Here is a 16,799-nt window from a genome sequence, read left to right on the forward strand (position 1 = left end):
TTCCCGGTGTTCTACGGGGCATCACCTCAGCGCAGACTGTTCGTGCCCGAGTCTTCCGCGCCTGCCGCGCGGGGGACGCCAGGAGGGTGCCATGGAGATCCTGCTCCAGATCCTGGTCGGGTTCGTCCCGGCCGTGATCGGCTTTCTCGCCGCCCGTTCCCTCGCCCGCACCCGCCTCTTCCTGCGCTACGGCTTCCTGCGCGCGCTGCTCGCGCCGTACGGCCGGGTGCAGATCGTCACCCCGAGCATCGAGGTGGCCGAGTTCGCCTACGCCAAGGACGGCTGCCGGCTGACCAGCCGGGGGCCGCGGAACGTGCTGTTCATGCCGATGGCCGAGGCCCGGGCGATCGCCCAACTCACCGACCTGCTACGGAAGATCAACCGGAAGGCGACCATCGAACTGGTCACCGCCGGTGCCCAGGACCCGCGGATGCCGACCTTCTCGATCGGCGGTCCGAGCGTCAACGCCTACTCGGCGACCGTGCTGGCCGCCGCCTTCCCGGACTTCACGATCGAACACCCGCAGGCGGCCCGGGCCCGCTGGGGCGGGATGACCTTCGAGGCGCAGTACAACGCGGCCGACGAACTCGTCCGCGACCACGGCTTCGTGTTCGTCACCCGGACCTCCCGGCAGGCGCCCTGCGTGGTGCTCTGCGGCGTCTTCGCGTTCGGCTCGGCGATGGCGGTGGAGGCGCTGGCGGCGGCCGGGCGGCAGTCCCCGCTGGCCGGGCTGTTCCGCTCGGGGGAGAAGGGGTTCGCCGCCGTCGAGGGGCGGGTGATCGGCCTGGACACCGTGGACGTGACGGTCGAGGTGTGCCGGGTCCTGCCGCCGTCCTGAGGCGCGTCCTGAAATTCACCCCCCGGTGCGGAGTGGTCCAGACCGGGCGGACGGGTGGGGCGGGGGAGAATTCGGGACAGGACGGGAGGGTCCGGGCCGCGAAGTGGCCGGAATCGCCTGGGTTTTACCCCACCGTTGTCACATCATCGGCATAATCGCGCCCATGACGATCAACCGTGCGAACGTGAGCGCGATTGCCGAGGACCTGTACGTCTGGCTCCCGCCGAAGCGCGGTTGGGGGCTGGCCAACTGCGGCCTGCTCGGCTCGCCCCGGACGGCGCTCTGGATCGACACGCCCTACGACCCCTCGCTCGCCGCCGAGTTCCTCGCCGAGAGCCGCAAGCGGCTGGCCGACGGCGTCACCGTCGACCGGATCGTCGTTACCCACGCCAACGGCGACCACCTCTGGGGCGCCGGCGTGCTGCCCGAGGCCGAGGTGATCGCCACCCGCGAGGCGCTGGAGCACATCCACTGGGAGCCCACGCCGCAGCAGACCCACGCCCTGGTCAACGGCAGCGACCCGGACTCGCCGCTCGGCGACTACCTCCGGCGCCACTTCGGGCAGTTCGACTGGTCGCGGACCGAGCCGGTCCGGCCGGACACCGTCTTCCAGGGCGAGCTGGAGCTGAAGGTGGGGGAGTACCCGGTGCAGATCACCGGCCTGCCGTCGGCCCACACCGGCGGCGACCTCATCGTCCACCTCCCGCACCAGCAGGCGGTGTTCACCGGCGACGTCATCTTCGGCTCGACCGCCGAACAGCCCGGCGACCACCCCTCGCACTGGGCCGGTCCGCTGGAGAACATCGTCGACGCCTGCGAACGCGTCCTCGCCACCGGCGCCCGGATCATCGTCCCCGGCCACGGCCCGGTGCTCGACCGGCCCGGCGTCCGGGAGCACATCGCCTACCTGACCTACGTCCGGGAGCGCGTCCACGCCCTGCACGCCGCCGGGCTCACCGCGCTGGACGCGGCCCGCCGGATCATCGCCGAGCAGCGGTACCCCGAACTCGGCCTGCCCGAGCGGCTGGTGCTCACGGTCGCCGCCGAGTACCGGCACCTGGACGGCTCCGAGGTGCCGAACGTCCTGGAGGCGATGAGCCAGGTGGCCCTGGTCGCCCGGGAGTCGGACGAGGACGCCGGGCGTCGCGGGCCACGCCGCCGGGCCTGAGCCGCCGGGCCTGAGCTGTCGGGCCTGAATTGTCGGAATCCGCTTCGCCCCCGCCCTGTTCGCCCCGCGCCCTTCGTATGAGGAAGTTCCGAGGACGTCGATGTCGCAGCTGCTGTTACCGGCCCTGGCGCTGATCGCGCTCGCCGCGCTCGCCGCCGCCGGGTACCTCGCGCGCGGCCGCTCCCGCGCGCTGGCCCGGGCCGGCGCCGCCGCGACGGCGTCCGTCAAGGCCGAGGAGCGCGCCCGCGCCGCCGAGGGGCAGGCCGCCCGGGCCGAACAGCAGGCCCGCGAGGCCCAGGCCGACGGCCGGCGCTCGGCCGAGGAGGCGCACGCGGCGGCGGACCGGGCGCTCACCGCCGAGGACCGCGCCCACCGGGCGGAGCAGCGGGCGGCCGAGGCCGGGCAACTCGCCGCCGAGGCCGGACACAGGGCGGCCGACGCCGAGCAGCGCACCGCCGAAGCCGGGCACCGCGTCGCCGAGGCCGAGCACCGCGCGGCCGAGGCCGAACGCCGCACCGCCGCGCTGCTCGCCGAGATCGCCCACCTCGCCACCGAACGCGTGGCCGCCGCCGCCCTGCGCCTCAGCCACCCCAACGCGCCGCTCACCGGCCCGCTCGACCCGGCAGCCGTCGGCCCGGCCGCCGTCCAGGCGCTGCAGGCCGTCCTGGACGCCGCCTCCGCCGCCGTCACCGACGAACGCGAACGGGTCGACGCCGCCGCCCGCTCCGCGATGCGCGGCGCCACCTCCAAGATCCAGACGCTGCTCTACCAGATCCAGAGCCTGGTCCAGCAGCTCCAGCACGACAACGACGACCCCCGGCTGCTGGAGGTCGACTTCCGCAACGAGGTCGCGCTGCGCCGGATCCAGACCGTCGCCGTGCTCTGCGAGGCCTGGCCCGGACTGACCCGCACCGACTCGCCGCTCGCCGAGGTGGTGGTCGGCGCGCTCTCCCGGGTGCCCGGCTACGCCCGGATCAAGGTCGCCAACCACCTGCGCGAGCACCGGCTGGCCGTGGTCGCCCGCGCGGCCGAGCCGGTGGCCGTCGCCGTCGCCGAACTGCTCGCCAACGCCACCGCCTACTCGCACCCGGAGACGGACGTCCCGGTCACCGTCCAGCAGGGCGGCCGGGGCGCGCTGGTGATCGTCGACGACAGCGGCATCGGGATGGAGGAGGACCAGCTGCGCCGGGCCCGCCGACTGCTCGCCGGGCCGTCCGAGGTGCTCCTCACCGAGCTGGGCAACCCGCCGAAGACCGGGTTCGCGGTGGTCGGCAAGCTGGCCCGGCAGTACGGCTTCTCCTGCCACCTGGAACCGTCGCCGTACGGCGGCATGCGCACCATCCTGCGGATCCCGGCCGGGCTGCTGACCGTGGTGGACGAGGAGCAGCCGCTCTCGGTACTCACCCCGCTGCCGCTGCGCGCCGGCCGGACGGCGGGCCGCGCCCGGTCCTGGTCGGGCGCACGCCCGAGCAGGCCGCCGCCCGCTGGCAGGCGCTCCAGCTCGGCACCGACTCCGGCCGCGCCGCCGTGGCCGAGACGGACGCCGGCCCCGGCACCGCCACCGAGCCCGTCGCCGGCCCGGCCACCGAGCCCGGGAACGCCCCCGCGCCCGAGCCGGCCGACACCCTGAACCCCCACCCCCCGTCCCCCGCGGCGACCGGCCCCACCGGCGCCGACCGGGTGGCCCCGCCCCGCCCCGACGCCGCCCACACCGGCGACGGTCCGGCGGACGCGTCCGGCCGCCGGACCACCCAGACCCCCCGAGGAGCCGCGCCGTGAGCAGCACGCCCACCACCACCACGCCCAGCCCGAACCCCACGAGTCCGACCGACGGGATCTCCTGGGTGCTGACCCCGCTCCTGGAGCTCCCCGGCGTCCTGCACGCGGTGATCGCCACCGGCGACGGCCTGGTCGAGGCCGCCTCGGCCGGCCTCGGCCGCGCCTCCGCCGAACGGGTCGCGGCGATGACCGCCACCGTGCACGCCGCCGCCCGCGCGTTCACCACCGCCTTCACCGACGCCGAGCAGCCCCGGCTGGCACAGACCGTGGTCGAGTCCGAGCTGGGCTTCGCCGTCGTCGTCCCGGCCGGCGAGAACACCTCGCTCGCGGTGTTCACCACGCCCGAGGCCCAACTCGGCAACGTGGCCTACCAGATGCAGGTGCAGGTCGCCGCCCTGGGCCGGGCGCTGGCGAGCCCGGCCAGGCGGCAGGACGCCCCCGCCCGGTCATGACCGCCGTCCCCCGCAGGCGGATGGTGCCCGCCTACCTGGCCACCGGCGGTCGGGCCCGGCCCGGCACGGACGGCTTCGAACGGCTCACCGTGCTGTTCCCGACCGCCACCGACCGCCCGCCCGAGCTGGTCGAACTGGAGGCGGAGCACCGGCGGCTCTGGGAGCTGCTGCGCCCCGGCGCGCTCACCGTCGTGGAGGCCGCCGCGCACCTGCGGCTCCCGGTGAGCGCCACCGTCTTCCTCGCGGCCGATCTGGTCGAGGCGGGCTGCCTGCACGCCCGCGCGCCGATCCCCCGCGCCCAGCAGACCGACCGCTCCCTCGTCGAGAGGCTCCTCGTTGGACTCCGCACACTCCGGTGACCCTTACGCCGGTGACCCCGCCGGCCCGGGGCGGCCGGGCCGGGTGGGCTACCTGCCCGACCGGGACCAGACGCTGATGAAGCTGGTCGTGGCCGGCCCGTTCGGCGTCGGCAAGACGACGCTCATCCGCACCCTCTCGGAGATCCCGACCCTGCACACCGAGGAGGCGATGACCGAGGCCGGCGCCCCCGTCGACGACCTGGCCGGCCTGCCCGGCAAGACCACGACGACGGTGGCGGTGGACTTCGGCCGGCTCACCCTGCCCGGCCAGGTGGTGCTCTACATGTTCGGCACCCCGGGCCAGCGGCGGTTCTTCCCGCTCTGGCAGGACATCGCGCGCGGCGCGCTGGGCGCCCTGGTGCTGGCCGACACCCGCCGGCTCGCCGACTCCTTCGAGATCATGGACATGGTCGAGGAGCAGGGGCTGCCGTACGCGGTCGCGGTCAACCGCTTCCCGGACGCGCCGGTCCACCCGCCCGCCGTGCTCCGGACCCACCTGGACCTGCACCCGGCCACCCCGCTGGTGCTCTGCGACGCCCGCGAGCGCGGCTCCAGCCTGGACGCGCTGATCGCGCTCACCGAGCACGTCCTGCACGGCCTGCCCGCCACCCCCGAACCCGCCGCCCTCCCGGAGCACCCGTGACCATCCCCGAGAGCCCGTCCGAGAGCCCGTCCGAGAGCTCAGCCGACGGCCCGGTCGCCCTGTACGGCCCGGCCTTCGCCGCCGACCCGCGCGCGGTCTACCGGCGGCTGCGCCGGGTCGGCCCGGTCGCCCCGGTGGAGATCGCGCCCGGGGTGGCGGCCCTGCTGGTCACCGACTACCAGGCCGCGCTGGACCTGCTGCGCGACACCGACACCTTCTCCAAGGACTCCCGCGCCTGGCAGCGGACCGTCCCGCCGGACTCCCCGCTGCTGCCGGTGCTCGGCTACCGCCCCACCGCGCTGTTCAGCGACGGCGCGACCCACGCCCGCTACCGGCAGGTGATCACCGACGGTCTCGCCCTGCTGGAGCCGCACCTGCTCCAGCGCCGGGTCGCCGAGGTCGCCCACCGGCTGATCGACGCCTTCGGGGCGGCCGGCTCGGCCGACCTGATCGCCGACTACGCGCGCCGGCTGCCGGTGCACGTCATCACCACCTGGTTCGGCGTGCCCGCGGAGCACGAGGAGCGGCTGGTGGCCGGCATCGTCGGCATGATCGAGTCCACCGAACGGGCGGTGGCCGCGTACGCGGACCTGGTCGCGGTGGTCACCGGCATGGTCGCCGAGCGCCGCGAACGGCCCCGGCACGACCTGACCTCCTGGTTCCTCACCCACCCGGCCGGGCTGGAGAACGAGGAGGTGGTCCGGCAGATCACCCTGACCATGATCGCGGGGAACGAGCCGACCACCAACCTCATCGGCAACGCCCTGCTCCGGCTGCTCACCGACGCCCGCTACGCCGGTTCGCTGTTCGGCGGCGCGATGACCGCCTACCAGGCGATCGACGAGGTGCTCTGGCACGAGCCGCCGCTGGCCAACCTCTCCGCCCACTACCCGCGCTGCGACGTCACCTTCCACGGCCGCGAGATCAAGGCCGGCAGCCTGGTCCTGGTCTCCTACGCGGCCGCCAACTCCCAGGCCGCCCCGCCCGCCGACGGCGACGAGCTGCGCAGCGGCGAGTCCGCCCACCTGGCCTGGGCGGCCGGCCCGCACGCCTGCCCGGCCCGGGACCCGGCCCTGCTGATCGCGATCACCGCGATCGAGCAGCTCACCAGCCGGATCGGCGACCTCGAACTGGCCACCCCGCCGGAGGCCCTGCACTGGCGCCCCGGCCCCTTCCACCGGGCCCTCGTCCGCCTCCCGGTCCACTTCACCCCGGTGGCCGGATAGCAGGAGGCCCGGACACCCTCGGGTGTCCGGGCCTCCTCGCACTCCGCGCTACTCCGCCGGCTTCAGCGTGAGCGAGACCGAGTTGATGCAGTACCGCTGGTCGGTCGGCGTGCCGTAGCCCTCGCCCTCGAAGACGTGGCCCAGGTGGCCGCCGCAGCGCGCGCACCGGACCTCGACCCGGCGCATGCCGAGCGAGGTGTCCTCGATGTACTCGACGCGGTCCCCGGCCAGCGGCGCGTAGTAGGACGGCCAGCCGCAGTGGCTGTCGAACTTGGTCTCCGAGGAGAACAGCTCGGAGCCGCAGGCCCGGCAGCTGTAGACGCCGACCGTCTTGGTGTCGGTGTACTCGCCGGTGAACGGGCGCTCGGTGCCGGCCTCCCGGAGGACGCGGTACTCCTCGGGGGAGAGCTGGGCACGCCACTCGGCGTCGGGCTTCTCGATCTCGTAGCTCATGACGGCTCCCGGTCGGGTGACTCGGACGACTCAGACGTTGGAGGCAACGCTCGCGAGGTGCTTGAGGATTTCCGGGCCGAGGTCGGTGACGTCGCCCGCGCCCATGGTGAGCAGCAGGTCGCCCGGGCGGGCCAGGCCGGCCAGCAGCGCGGGGGCGGCGGCGAAGTCGTGCTCGGCGGTGACCTCGGCGTCGGCCCGGCGGGCGGCGTCGATGATCAGCTCGCTGGTGACGCCGGGGATCGGGTCCTCGCGGGCCGGGTAGATGTCGAGCACCACGGAGGCGTCGGCCAGCGCCAGCGCGGCGCCCATCTCCTCGGCGAGCTGCTGGGTGCGGCTGAACAGGTGCGGCTGGAAGACCACCAGGACGCGCCCGGCGGTGGCCTCCCGGATGGCCTCCAGGTCGGCGGTCATCTCGGTCGGGTGGTGGGCGTAGGAGTCGATCACCTGGACGCCGTTGGCCTCGCCCTTGAGCTGGAGCCGGCGGCGCACGCCGGTGTAGGCGCCGAGCGCCCTGGCCAGGTCGGCGGCCGGGACGCCCAGCGCGACGCCGGCGGCGAGCGCGGCGACCGCGTTGTGCGCGTAGTGCCGGCCGGGCACCGAGACGGTGAAGGACAGCTCGGCGCCGTCCAGCAGGACGGTGACCTCGCTGGTCATCCCGCGCGGGACGACCGACAGGACGCGCAGGTCGGCGTCCTCGGCGGCGCCGACGGTGACCACGTTCAGGCCGTCGCGGCCGGCCACCCGGGCGGTCAGCTCGCGGGCGCCGTCGTGGTCGGCGGAGACGACCAGGGTGCCGCCGGGGGTGATCCGGCCGACGAAGGTCTCGAAGGACTCGTGGATCTCGTCGATCGAGGCGTAGTTGGCGTGGTGGTCCAGCTCCACGTTGAGCACGATCGCCACCTCGGGCGCGTACTTGTGGAAGCTGCGGTCGCTCTCGTCGGCCTCGGCGACGAAGATCTCGCCGGCGCCGTGGTGGGCGTTGGAGCCGGGCGCGTCGAGGTCGCCGCCGATCGCGTAGGACGGCTCCAGGCCCAGCTCGCCGAGGGCGACGGCGAGCATGCTGGTGGTGGTGGTCTTGCCGTGGGTGCCGGCCACGGCCAGCGCCCGGCGGCCGCCCATCAGCGCGGCCAGCGCGTCCGAGCGGTGGACGACCGGGATGCCGCGCTCGCGGGCGGCGGCCAGCTCCGGGTTGTCGGCGCGGATGGCGCTGGAGACGACGATGCTGCTCGCGCCGTCCGGCACGTGCTCGGCGGCGTGGCCGATGTGCACGCTGGCGCCGAGGGCGCGCAGCGCGAGGACGGTCTCCGACTCCTTGGAGTCGCTGCCGGAGACGCTGGCGCCGCGCACCGCGAGGATCTTCGCCAGGCCGGACATCCCGGCGCCGCCGATACCGATGAAGTGCGGGGCGTGCAGGTCGTGCGCGGCGTCGTTCAAGGCGGGGCTCCGTACGGGCGGGGAGGGGAACGGGGGAACAGGGCGGGCGACGTGCGAATCGTCCTCGCGGCCGGGCCGCAAGGACGATTCTGCACCACCGGGGGGTCCGATCAGGAGTCGCTGGCGAACAGCCGCAGGACCGGGACGCCCACCTTGTGCCGGGCCTGGGAGGCCCAGTCGCGGTGGAAGAACTCCTCCACGAAGTGCGGGGAGGTGAGCACCACCACCTCGTCGGCCTGGTGCTCCTCGACTACGGACCGCAGCCGGTCCAGCGGCTTCTCCTCGACCAGCTCGCCGACCGCCTCGGCACCGGCCTCGCGCAGGTGGCGCAGGCTGTGTTCGAGCGACTCGGTGGCCAGCGTCGGCGCGCTCTCGGACTCGTCGTGCTCGTGCACCACCTTGTCGAGGTGGCCGAGGGCGACGTCGTCCAGCGCGCGCAGCAGCTCGTCCTGCTTGCCGCGCGGCTGCATCAGGACGACGAAGGACACCTTCTCGTCGCTGTGGAGCGTGGTGACCAGCTCCACGTCGGCGTCGGAGAGCGCCTTTTCGATCATCAGTACCGTTTTGAACACGTGAGTCCCTTCCAGTCGCCGGCCCCCGGGCCCCGACTTCGCATCCCATACTGCCCGGCGGAAGCTTTCCGCACGCTGCTCACCCGGCACACGGGCCACGCGGAGGAAGTCCCAAGTGGGAGCGGGATCACGGTCCGGGGGTCACGAGGTCGGCGGACGCAGGTAGCGGGTGAAGAGGAATCCTTTCTGCTCGATCAATGAGACCAGCCGCATCCGCTGCACGTCAGGCATTTGCGCATCGTGGATGATGCGCGGCGCGTCGCCGGCCGTGATCAGCGGTGCCACCGACAGGCACAGCTCGTCGAGCAGGCCCTCGGCGGCCAGCTGCCCCAGCAGCCGCGGACCGCCCTCGGTCAGCAGCCTGGTCCAGCCCCGGTCGGCCAGCACCGCGACCGCCGCCGGCAGGTCCACCGAGCCCCGGCCGGCCGTGATCACGTCGGCCACCTCGCCCACCGCCGCCCGGGCCGCCGCGGGCGCGTCCTCGGTGGTGATCACCACCGTGCGCACCAGCGGCTCGGTGAACAGCGGCGCGGTCAGGTCCAGCCCGAGCGAGCGGCTGACCACCGCGATCGCCGGGGCCGGCGCCTGCCCGGCGGCCCGCCGCGCGGCGGCGAACTCGGCCCGGGCCCGGGCCGCCCGGTACCCCTCGGCGCGGACCGTCTCGGCCCCCACCAGCACCACGTCGGCCAGCGCCCGCAGGACGCCGAAGATCCGCTTGTCGGCCGAGCTCGACAGGCCCTCGGAGAGGCCGTCCAGCCGCGCCCCGCCGTCCAGTCCGGCCACCATGTTGGCGCGCAGCCAGGGGCGGCCGCGGTTCACCTGGTCGGGGTACGCGTAGACGGCGGCGAGCGACTCCAGCGAGGCCGGATCCGCGAAGGCCCCGTCCACCGGGCTGATCAACTGTTGCATGCCGCCAGTCTTCCACCGCGGCGGCCCGGTGGCCGGGGTCCGCGGGGGCCGGGACCAGGCGTACCCTTGTCCACCGTGCCCGCAGCTTCCCGCCCCGACACCGCGCCCGAGCCGATAGCCGCCGCGAGCGCCGCCGGCTCGCCGGTCGCGCTCACCGAGCGCCGCCCCGTCGTCCCCGCCGAGCGGCTGGTCGCCGAGATGGTCCCGCCGCCGCGCTTCTCCGACGTGAGCTTCGGGACGTACCTCCCGGACCAGAGCCAGCCCAGCCAGTACGAGGCCGTCCAGGTCCTGGAGCAGTTCGCCGGCACGCTCAACAGCGGAAACGGTTCCGCGCCCAAGCGCAGCTGGTTCCGCCGCACCGCCCCGGCCCCGGCCGGCCCGGCCGGCGTCTACCTGGACGGCGGCTACGGCGTGGGCAAGACCCACCTGCTCGCCTCGCTCTGGCACGCCGCCCCCGGCCCGAAGGCCTTCGGCACCTTCGTCGAGCTGACCAACCTGGTCGGCGCGCTCGGCTTCCAGCAGGCCGTGCGGACCCTCTCCGGGCACACGCTGCTCTGCATCGACGAGTTCGAGCTGGACGACCCGGGCGACACCGTCCTGGTCTCCACCCTGCTCGGCCGCCTGGTCGAGAACGGCGTCAAGCTCTGCGCCACCTCGAACACCCTGCCGGAGAAGCTCGGCGAGGGCCGGTTCGCCGCCGCCGACTTCCTGCGCGAGATCCAGGGCCTGTCCGCGCACTTCCGCCCGATGCGGATCGACGGCCAGGACTACCGCCACCGCGGCCTGCCCGACGCCCCGCCGCCCTACTCCGACGCCGAGGTCGACGCCGTCGCCGCCCGCACCCCGGGCGCCTCCCTGGACGACTTCGACGCCCTGCTCGCCCACCTCTCGGCCGTCCACCCCAGCCGCTACGGCGCCCTCCTGGACGACGTCACGGCCGTCTGCCTGCGCGGCGTGCGCCAGGTCGACGACCAGTCCACCGCCCTGCGCCTGGTCGTCCTCGCCGACCGCATGTACGACCGCGAACTCCCGATCACCGCCTCCGGCCTCCCCTTCGACCGGGTCTTCCCCGACGAGATGCTCCGCGGCGGCTACCGCAAGAAGTACCTCCGCGCCATCTCCCGCCTCGTCGCCCTGGCCCGCGACAGCGCGAAGAACCAGGGCGGGCTGACGGCGTGACCTCCGCCCCGGTCGGGCGTTGCTCCCTGCGGAGCGGAGGGGGAGCACGTGACCGGGGACCGGGCGGCCTACACCATCGAGATCGAGCCCGAGGTGCGCGCGTGGCTGCGCGCCTGCTCGACCGCCGAGTACCGCGCGGCCGAACGTGCCGCCGACCGGCTCGCCGAGGACGGTGAGCTGCTGCCGTTCCCGCTGGCCAGCCACCTCGGTGGGGCGTTGCGGGAGCTGCGGATCGGGCCGATGCGGATCACCTACTGGCTCGCCCCCGGCCGACGGGCTGTGCTGCTGACCGTCTTCCGCAAGACTAGGAGCCGCGAGACCGACGAGGTCGAGCGGGCGCACCGGGCCCGGAAGGCGTGCGAGGCCGAACACGGCCCCGCCGGTGACCACCAGGTCTATGACAGGGACGAGGAGGAGCGATGAGCAGCGGCTACCACACCCGCTGGGTCGTGCCGCCGGAGCACCGGGAGAGCGAGGAGTACCGCGCGGCCGGGCGACGGATGGCGCTGGCCGAGGCGGTGTACGCGCGCCGTTCGGCGCTGGGCTGGACGCTCGCCGAACTGGCCGAACGGGCGGGACTGGACGAGGAGACGGCCGAGAGCATCGAGGAGAGCGGCGTCGATCCGACCCTGCCGCTGATCGAGCGGCTGGCCGCGGCCTTCGACTCGGCGGTCCGGATCGATCCGGCCCGGGAGCCGGTCATCAGGTTCGAGGCCCACGCGGCCTGAGTCGATCGGTCCCGCGTTGTCAGTGGCGGGTCGTACGGTGGAGGCGTGCGACCCATCACGAGTATTGAGCGGTCAGTGGCGCCCTTCGAGGTCGTCAGTCCCTTCCAGCCCAACGGGGACCAGCCGGCGGCGATCGCCGAGCTGGAGCGTCGGATCAGGGGCGGGGAGAAGGACGTCGTCCTGCTCGGTGCCACCGGTACCGGCAAGTCGGCCACCACGGCCTGGATGATCGAGAAGCTCCAGCGCCCCACCCTGGTGATGGCGCCGAACAAGACGCTGGCGGCGCAGCTGGCCAACGAGTTCCGCGAGCTGCTGCCGAACAACGCGGTCGAGTACTTCGTCTCGTACTACGACTACTACCAGCCCGAGGCGTACGTCCCGCAGACGGACACCTACATCGAGAAGGACTCCTCGATCAACGAGGAGGTCGAGCGGCTGCGGCACTCGGCCACCAACTCGCTGCTCACCCGCCGGGACGTGATCGTGGTCGCGTCGGTGTCCTGCATCTACGGCCTCGGCACGCCGCAGGAGTACGTGGACCGGATGGTGCGGCTGAAGGTCGGCGAGGAGATCGACCGGGACGTCCTGCTCCGGCGCTTCGTCGACATCCAGTACACCCGCAACGACCTCGCCTTCACCCGGGGCACCTTCCGGGTCCGCGGCGACACCATCGAGATCTTCCCGGTCTACGAGGAGCTCGCGCTGCGGATCGAGATGTTCGGCGACGAGATCGAGGCGCTGTACACCCTGCACCCGCTCACCGGCGAGATCATCAGCCAGGACGACGCCGTCCACGTCTTCCCGGCCTCGCACTACGTCGCCGGTCCGGAGCGGATGGAGCGCGCGGTCGGCGGGATCGAGCGGGAGCTGGAAGAGACGCTCGCCCGGATGGAGAAGCAGGGCAAGCTGCTGGAGGCCCAGCGGCTGCGCATGCGCACCACCTACGACATCGAGATGCTCCGCCAGATCGGCACCTGCTCGGGCGTCGAGAACTACTCGATGCACTTCGACGGCCGCGAGCCCGGCTCCCCGCCGAACACCCTGCTGGACTACTTCCCGGAGGACTTCCTCCTGGTCATCGACGAGTCGCACGTCACCGTCCCGCAGATCGGCGCGATGTACGAGGGCGACGCCTCGCGCAAGCGGACCCTGGTGGAGCACGGCTTCCGGCTGCCGTCCGCGATGGACAACCGGCCGCTGAAATGGGAGGAGTTCCTCGGGCGGATCGGCCAGACGGTCTACCTGTCGGCGACCCCGGGCCAGTACGAGCTCTCCCGGGGCGACGGCCAGGTCGAGCAGATCATCCGGCCGACCGGCCTGATCGACCCCGAGGTGATCGTCAAGCCGACCGAGGGCCAGATCGACGACCTGGTGCACGAGGTCCGCAAGCGGGTCGAGCGGGACGAGCGCGTCCTGGTCACCACGCTCACCAAGAAGATGGCCGAGGACCTCACCGACTACATGCTCGGCCTGGACATCCGGGTCCGCTACCTGCACAGCGACGTGGACACGCTGCGCCGGGTGGAGCTGCTGCGCGAGCTGCGGGCCGGCCGGTACGACGTGCTGGTCGGCATCAACCTGCTCCGCGAGGGCCTGGACCTGCCCGAGGTGTCCCTGGTGGCGATCCTGGACGCGGACAAGGAGGGCTTCCTGCGCTCCGGCACCTCGCTGATCCAGACCATCGGCCGCGCCGCCCGCAACGTCTCCGGCCAGGTCCACATGTACGCGGACCGGATCACGCCCTCGATGGAGAAGGCGATCGAGGAGACCAACCGCCGCCGGGCCGTCCAGCAGGCGTACAACAAGGAGCACGGGATCGATCCGCAGCCGCTGCGGAAGAAGATCGGCGACATCCTGGACACCCTGGCCCGCGAGGACGTGGACACCGACGAGCTGCTCTCCTCCGGCTACCGGGGCACGGGCGGCGGCAAGGGCGGCAAGGCCCCGGTGCCGGCGCTGGGCAACGACCGCAAGCCGGCGAAGTCGCTGCCGGCGGCGGAGCTGGCCGAGCTGATCCAGTCGATGACGGACCGGATGCACGCCGCCGCGACGGACCTCCAGTTCGAGGTGGCGGCCCGGCTGCGCGACGAGGTCAAGGAGCTGAAGAAGGAGCTGCGGCAGATGCGCGAGGCCGGCATCGCCTAGGGCCTGTCTCTTGGATCCTTGCCGGGGTCGCGACAAAATCCAAGAGACAGGCCCTAGCCGGGGCGGAGCCGGGACACCACCGGGCTTGGCCGGTTCCGGTGCCGGCCGGGCCCGGCGGTGTCTCGGCTCCGCCGTGACGGGGTACACGGCGGGAAAGGCGTTCGACCGCAGGGCCTAGGCTTGGCCTGCGGCGCCGCCCCGGGACGGACGGCCGCGACAGGGGGCCTCAGCCGGGGGACGGCAACGGGGTGTTCCACCGTGGAGCCGGCGCGGGGATCGACCGCGCGGCTGGGCAGAGAGGACAACTCGGTGTCGGTGAACCTTGCCAAGGGGCAGCGGGTCAGCCTGCAGAAGGGGCCGGGGGAGACGCTCACCGTCGTCCGGATGGGCCTGGGCTGGCGGGCGGCGCCCCGGCGGGGGCTGTTCGGCAGCCGCACCCGGCAGATCGACCTGGACGCCTCGGCGCTGCTGTACGCCGAGCGGACGCCGTCCGACGTGGTGTTCTTCCAGCACCTGGAGAGCGCGGACGGGTCGGTCCGGCACACCGGGGACAACCTGGTGGGCGGGTCCGGGGCGGGGGAGGACGACGAGGCGATCCTGGTCGACCTGGCGCACGTGCCGGCCCACATCACCCAGGTGGTGTTCACGGTCAGCTCGTACACCGGGCAGACCTTCGCCGAGGTGCAGAACGCGCACTGCCGGCTGGTGGACGAGTCGACCGGGGTGGAGCTGGCCCGGTACGAGCTGACCGGCGGCGGCCCGCACACCGGGCAGGTGATGGCGAAGGTGTTCCGGGACGGCGACGGGGGCTGGGCGATGCAGGCGATCGGCGCCCCGGCGAAGGGGCGGACCTTCCAGGACCTGCTGCCGGTGATCGAGCCCTACCTCTGACCGTCCCGTCGACGGCCGCCCCACTGACGGTTCTTTACCTTCTTTACCTTTCTTTGCCTTCCCTGTTACTCTCGATGGCAGCGGAGGGGAGTATTCCTCGACAGTCGACCCCGTCATCACGGGTGCCCATCGCGGCACCCCGGGGCGACGGCCCGACGGGCGGAAGAGACCTCCGGCAGTGACGATGACTGTCTCGCCTACCTGCCGGAGGAGCAGTAGTGGACGTTTCCGTAAGCCTGTGGGTCGGCACGATCGTGGTGCTGTTGGCACTGATCGTGGCCGATTTCTTCATCGGCGGCCGCAAGCCGCACGAGGTGTCGATCAAGGAAGCCGGGATCTGGACCACGGTCTGGGTCGTCCTGGCGGTGATCTTCGGCGGTTTCCTCTGGTGGCACTCCGGGGCGACGCCGGCCGGTGAGTTCTTCGCCGGGTACATCACCGAGAAGTCGCTCAGCGTCGACAACCTGTTCGTCTTCATCCTGATCATGAGCAAGTTCGCGGTGCCGAGGATCTACCAGCAGCGCGTGCTGATGTTCGGTGTGATCATCGCCCTGGTGCTGCGCGCGGTGTTCATCGCCGGCGGCGCCGCGCTGGTCGCCCAGTTCTCCTGGGTGTTCTTCATCTTCGGCGGCTTCCTGATCTGGACCGCCTGGAAGCTGATCAAGGAGGCCCGGGCCGACGAGGAGGACGAGGAGTTCGAGGAGAACCGCCTGCTCAAGTCGATCGAGCAGCGCTTCCCGTCGACCGACAAGTACCACGGCACCAAGCTCTTCATCCGGGAGAACGGCCGCCGGCTGATGACCCCGATGCTGATCGTCATGATCGCGATCGGCACCACCGACGTCCTGTTCGCGCTGGACTCGATCCCGGCGATCTTCGGCCTGACCCAGGACCCGTACATCGTCTTCACCGCCAACGCCTTCGCCCTGATGGGTCTGCGCCAGCTGTACTTCCTGATCGGCGGCCTGCTGAAGAAGCTGGTCCACCTCTCGTACGGCCTGTCGGTGATCCTCGGCTTCATCGGCGTGAAGCTGGTGCTGCACGCGCTGCACGAGCAGGGCGTGCACGTGCCGGAGATCGGCATCCCGTTCTCGCTGGGCTTCATCGTGGTGGTGCTCGCCGTCACCACCGTGACCAGCCTGATGGCCTCGAAGAAGGCCGAGCGGGCCGAGCTGGACGGCCGGGACGAGTCTGCGAAGCTGGACGCCTGAGCTTCCCCGTAGGACGGCGGGCCCGCGACCGAGCAGTGGTCGCGGGCCCGCCGTCGTTCGTCTCCCCGCCCGCTACCAGCCGCGCTCGCGCCACTCGGAGAGGTGCGGGCGCTCGGCGCCGAGGGTGGTGTCGCCGCCGTGCCCGGGGTAGACCCAGGCCTCGTCCGGCAGGGCGTCGAAGAGCTTCTCGTTGACGTCCCGGAAGAGGCTGTCGAAGGCCGCCGCGTCACCCCAGGTGTTGCCCACCCCGCCGGGGAACAGGCAGTCGCCGGTGAACACGTGCGGGTGGCCCTGCGGGTCGTCGTAGACCAGCACGATCGCGCCGGGGGTGTGGCCGACCAGGTGCCGGACGGTCAGCCGGCAGTTGCCGACCGCCAGGGTGTCGCCGTCGTCCAGCGCCAGCGCCGTCGGCACGCCGATCTCCGCGGCGTCGATCCGGCCGGCGGCGGTGCGGGCGCCGGTGGCGGCGACCACCTCGGCCAGCGCGCCCCAGTGGTCCTGGTGCCGGTGCGTGGTGACCACGGTGGCCAGCTGCTCGCCGACCGTCTCCAGCAGCACCGGCGCCTCCGCCGCCGCGTCGATCAGCAGCTGCTCGTCGGTGTCGCGGCAGCGCAGCAGGTAGGCGTTGTTGTCGTACGGGCCGACCGCGACCTTGGTGATGATCAGATGGGCCAGCTCACGCACGTCCGGCGGTCCGCCGACCTTGACCGCTCCGTGGTACGTCATCCGTCCGCTCCTCGTCCGAGTACGAATCCGAGTACAGAATCCCTGAGCACAGAAACCCCGAGTACAGAAACCCCGAGTACAGAAAC

At 72.9% G+C, this 16,799-nt stretch carries 18 protein-coding genes; 13 read left to right on the plus strand and 5 right to left on the minus strand.

Going from position 1 to position 16,799, the window contains the following annotated elements:
- Positions 1–91 precede the first annotated feature (91 nt).
- The 7 genes from AB0N76_RS14105 to AB0N76_RS14135 all read left to right on the plus strand — a co-directional run bounded on the left by AB0N76_RS14105 (position 92) and on the right by AB0N76_RS14135 (position 6,465).
- Positions 92–838: a hypothetical protein gene (locus tag AB0N76_RS14105; protein WP_363556691.1), complete on the plus strand. Its 747-nt coding sequence runs from the start codon at positions 92–94 to the stop codon at positions 836–838.
- 163 nt (positions 839–1,001) lie between these two features.
- Positions 1,002–2,006: an MBL fold metallo-hydrolase gene (locus AB0N76_RS14110; RefSeq protein WP_363556693.1), complete on the plus strand. Its 1,005-nt coding sequence runs from the start codon at positions 1,002–1,004 to the stop codon at positions 2,004–2,006.
- Between the two features lie 100 nt (positions 2,007–2,106).
- Positions 2,107–3,636 (plus strand): ATP-binding protein, encoded by a 1,530-nt coding sequence (locus AB0N76_RS14115; protein WP_363556695.1) that lies wholly within the window; start codon positions 2,107–2,109, stop codon positions 3,634–3,636.
- Positions 3,637–3,781: 145 nt separating this feature from the next.
- Positions 3,782–4,237, plus strand: a complete 456-nt coding sequence (locus tag AB0N76_RS14120; protein ID WP_363556697.1) for a roadblock/LC7 domain-containing protein — start codon at positions 3,782–3,784, stop codon at positions 4,235–4,237.
- The gene (locus tag AB0N76_RS14125) at positions 4,234–4,596 is read left to right on the plus strand and encodes a DUF742 domain-containing protein (protein WP_363556699.1); all 363 of its coding nucleotides are present in this window, start codon (positions 4,234–4,236) and stop codon (positions 4,594–4,596) included. The genes AB0N76_RS14120 and AB0N76_RS14125 overlap by 4 nt, the downstream gene beginning before the upstream one ends.
- A 76-nt stretch (positions 4,597–4,672) precedes the next feature.
- The gene (locus AB0N76_RS14130) at positions 4,673–5,239 is read left to right on the plus strand and encodes an ATP/GTP-binding protein (protein ID WP_363556785.1); all 567 of its coding nucleotides are present in this window, start codon (positions 4,673–4,675) and stop codon (positions 5,237–5,239) included.
- Positions 5,236–6,465, plus strand: coding sequence for a cytochrome P450 (locus AB0N76_RS14135; protein WP_363556701.1), 1,230 nt, complete (start codon positions 5,236–5,238; stop codon positions 6,463–6,465). Before AB0N76_RS14130 ends, AB0N76_RS14135 begins: the two co-directional genes overlap by 4 nt.
- A 48-nt stretch (positions 6,466–6,513) precedes the next feature.
- Here the strand turns inward: AB0N76_RS14135 and msrB are convergent, their stop codons facing one another.
- From msrB to AB0N76_RS14155, 4 genes are all read right to left on the minus strand, one after another.
- Entirely contained in the window at positions 6,514–6,918 is a 405-nt protein-coding gene (gene msrB / locus AB0N76_RS14140) for a peptide-methionine (R)-S-oxide reductase MsrB (RefSeq protein WP_363556703.1), read from the minus strand.
- 30 nt (positions 6,919–6,948) lie between these two features.
- Positions 6,949–8,331, minus strand: coding sequence for a UDP-N-acetylmuramate--L-alanine ligase (murC, locus tag AB0N76_RS14145; RefSeq protein ID WP_363556787.1), 1,383 nt, complete (start codon positions 8,329–8,331; stop codon positions 6,949–6,951).
- A 131-nt stretch (positions 8,332–8,462) separates the two neighbouring features.
- On the minus strand, positions 8,463–8,924 hold the full coding sequence (locus AB0N76_RS14150; protein ID WP_363556705.1) for an indole-3-glycerol phosphate synthase: 462 nt from the start codon (positions 8,922–8,924) through the stop codon (positions 8,463–8,465).
- 141 nt (positions 8,925–9,065) lie between these two features.
- The gene (locus tag AB0N76_RS14155) at positions 9,066–9,833 is read right to left on the minus strand and encodes a dihydrofolate reductase family protein (RefSeq protein WP_363556707.1); all 768 of its coding nucleotides are present in this window, start codon (positions 9,831–9,833) and stop codon (positions 9,066–9,068) included.
- A 114-nt stretch (positions 9,834–9,947) separates the two neighbouring features.
- On the opposite strand from AB0N76_RS14155, the gene zapE reads away from it, so the two are divergent.
- The 6 genes from zapE (at position 9,948) to AB0N76_RS14185 (ending at position 15,987) form a co-directional block, all read left to right on the plus strand.
- Positions 9,948–11,012 carry a cell division protein ZapE gene (zapE, locus tag AB0N76_RS14160; protein ID WP_363556789.1) on the plus strand — a complete coding sequence of 355 codons (1,065 nt, stop codon included), beginning with the start codon at positions 9,948–9,950 and terminating at the stop codon, positions 11,010–11,012.
- A gap of 48 nt (positions 11,013–11,060) precedes the next feature.
- Complete coding sequence (locus AB0N76_RS14165) at positions 11,061–11,435, plus strand: type II toxin-antitoxin system RelE/ParE family toxin (protein ID WP_363556709.1); 375 nt, start codon at positions 11,061–11,063, stop codon at positions 11,433–11,435.
- Positions 11,432–11,740 (plus strand): helix-turn-helix transcriptional regulator, encoded by a 309-nt coding sequence (locus tag AB0N76_RS14170; RefSeq protein WP_363556711.1) that lies wholly within the window; start codon positions 11,432–11,434, stop codon positions 11,738–11,740. The genes AB0N76_RS14165 and AB0N76_RS14170 overlap by 4 nt, the downstream gene beginning before the upstream one ends.
- Before the next feature lie 45 nt (positions 11,741–11,785).
- Positions 11,786–13,885: an excinuclease ABC subunit UvrB gene (uvrB, locus tag AB0N76_RS14175; protein ID WP_363556713.1), complete on the plus strand. Its 2,100-nt coding sequence runs from the start codon at positions 11,786–11,788 to the stop codon at positions 13,883–13,885.
- A gap of 309 nt (positions 13,886–14,194) precedes the next feature.
- On the plus strand, positions 14,195–14,776 hold the full coding sequence (locus AB0N76_RS14180) for a TerD family protein (protein ID WP_363556715.1): 582 nt from the start codon (positions 14,195–14,197) through the stop codon (positions 14,774–14,776).
- A gap of 218 nt (positions 14,777–14,994) precedes the next feature.
- Complete coding sequence (locus AB0N76_RS14185) at positions 14,995–15,987, plus strand: TerC family protein (protein WP_363556717.1); 993 nt, start codon at positions 14,995–14,997, stop codon at positions 15,985–15,987.
- A gap of 72 nt (positions 15,988–16,059) precedes the next feature.
- Here the strand turns inward: AB0N76_RS14185 and AB0N76_RS14190 are convergent, their stop codons facing one another.
- On the minus strand, positions 16,060–16,713 hold the full coding sequence (locus tag AB0N76_RS14190) for an MBL fold metallo-hydrolase (RefSeq protein WP_363556719.1): 654 nt from the start codon (positions 16,711–16,713) through the stop codon (positions 16,060–16,062).
- Between the last annotated feature and the right edge of the window lie 86 nt (positions 16,714–16,799).

The sequence above is a fragment of the Kitasatospora sp. NPDC093806 genome (genome assembly GCF_040683335.1).
GTDB lineage: Bacteria > Actinomycetota > Actinomycetes > Streptomycetales > Streptomycetaceae > Kitasatospora.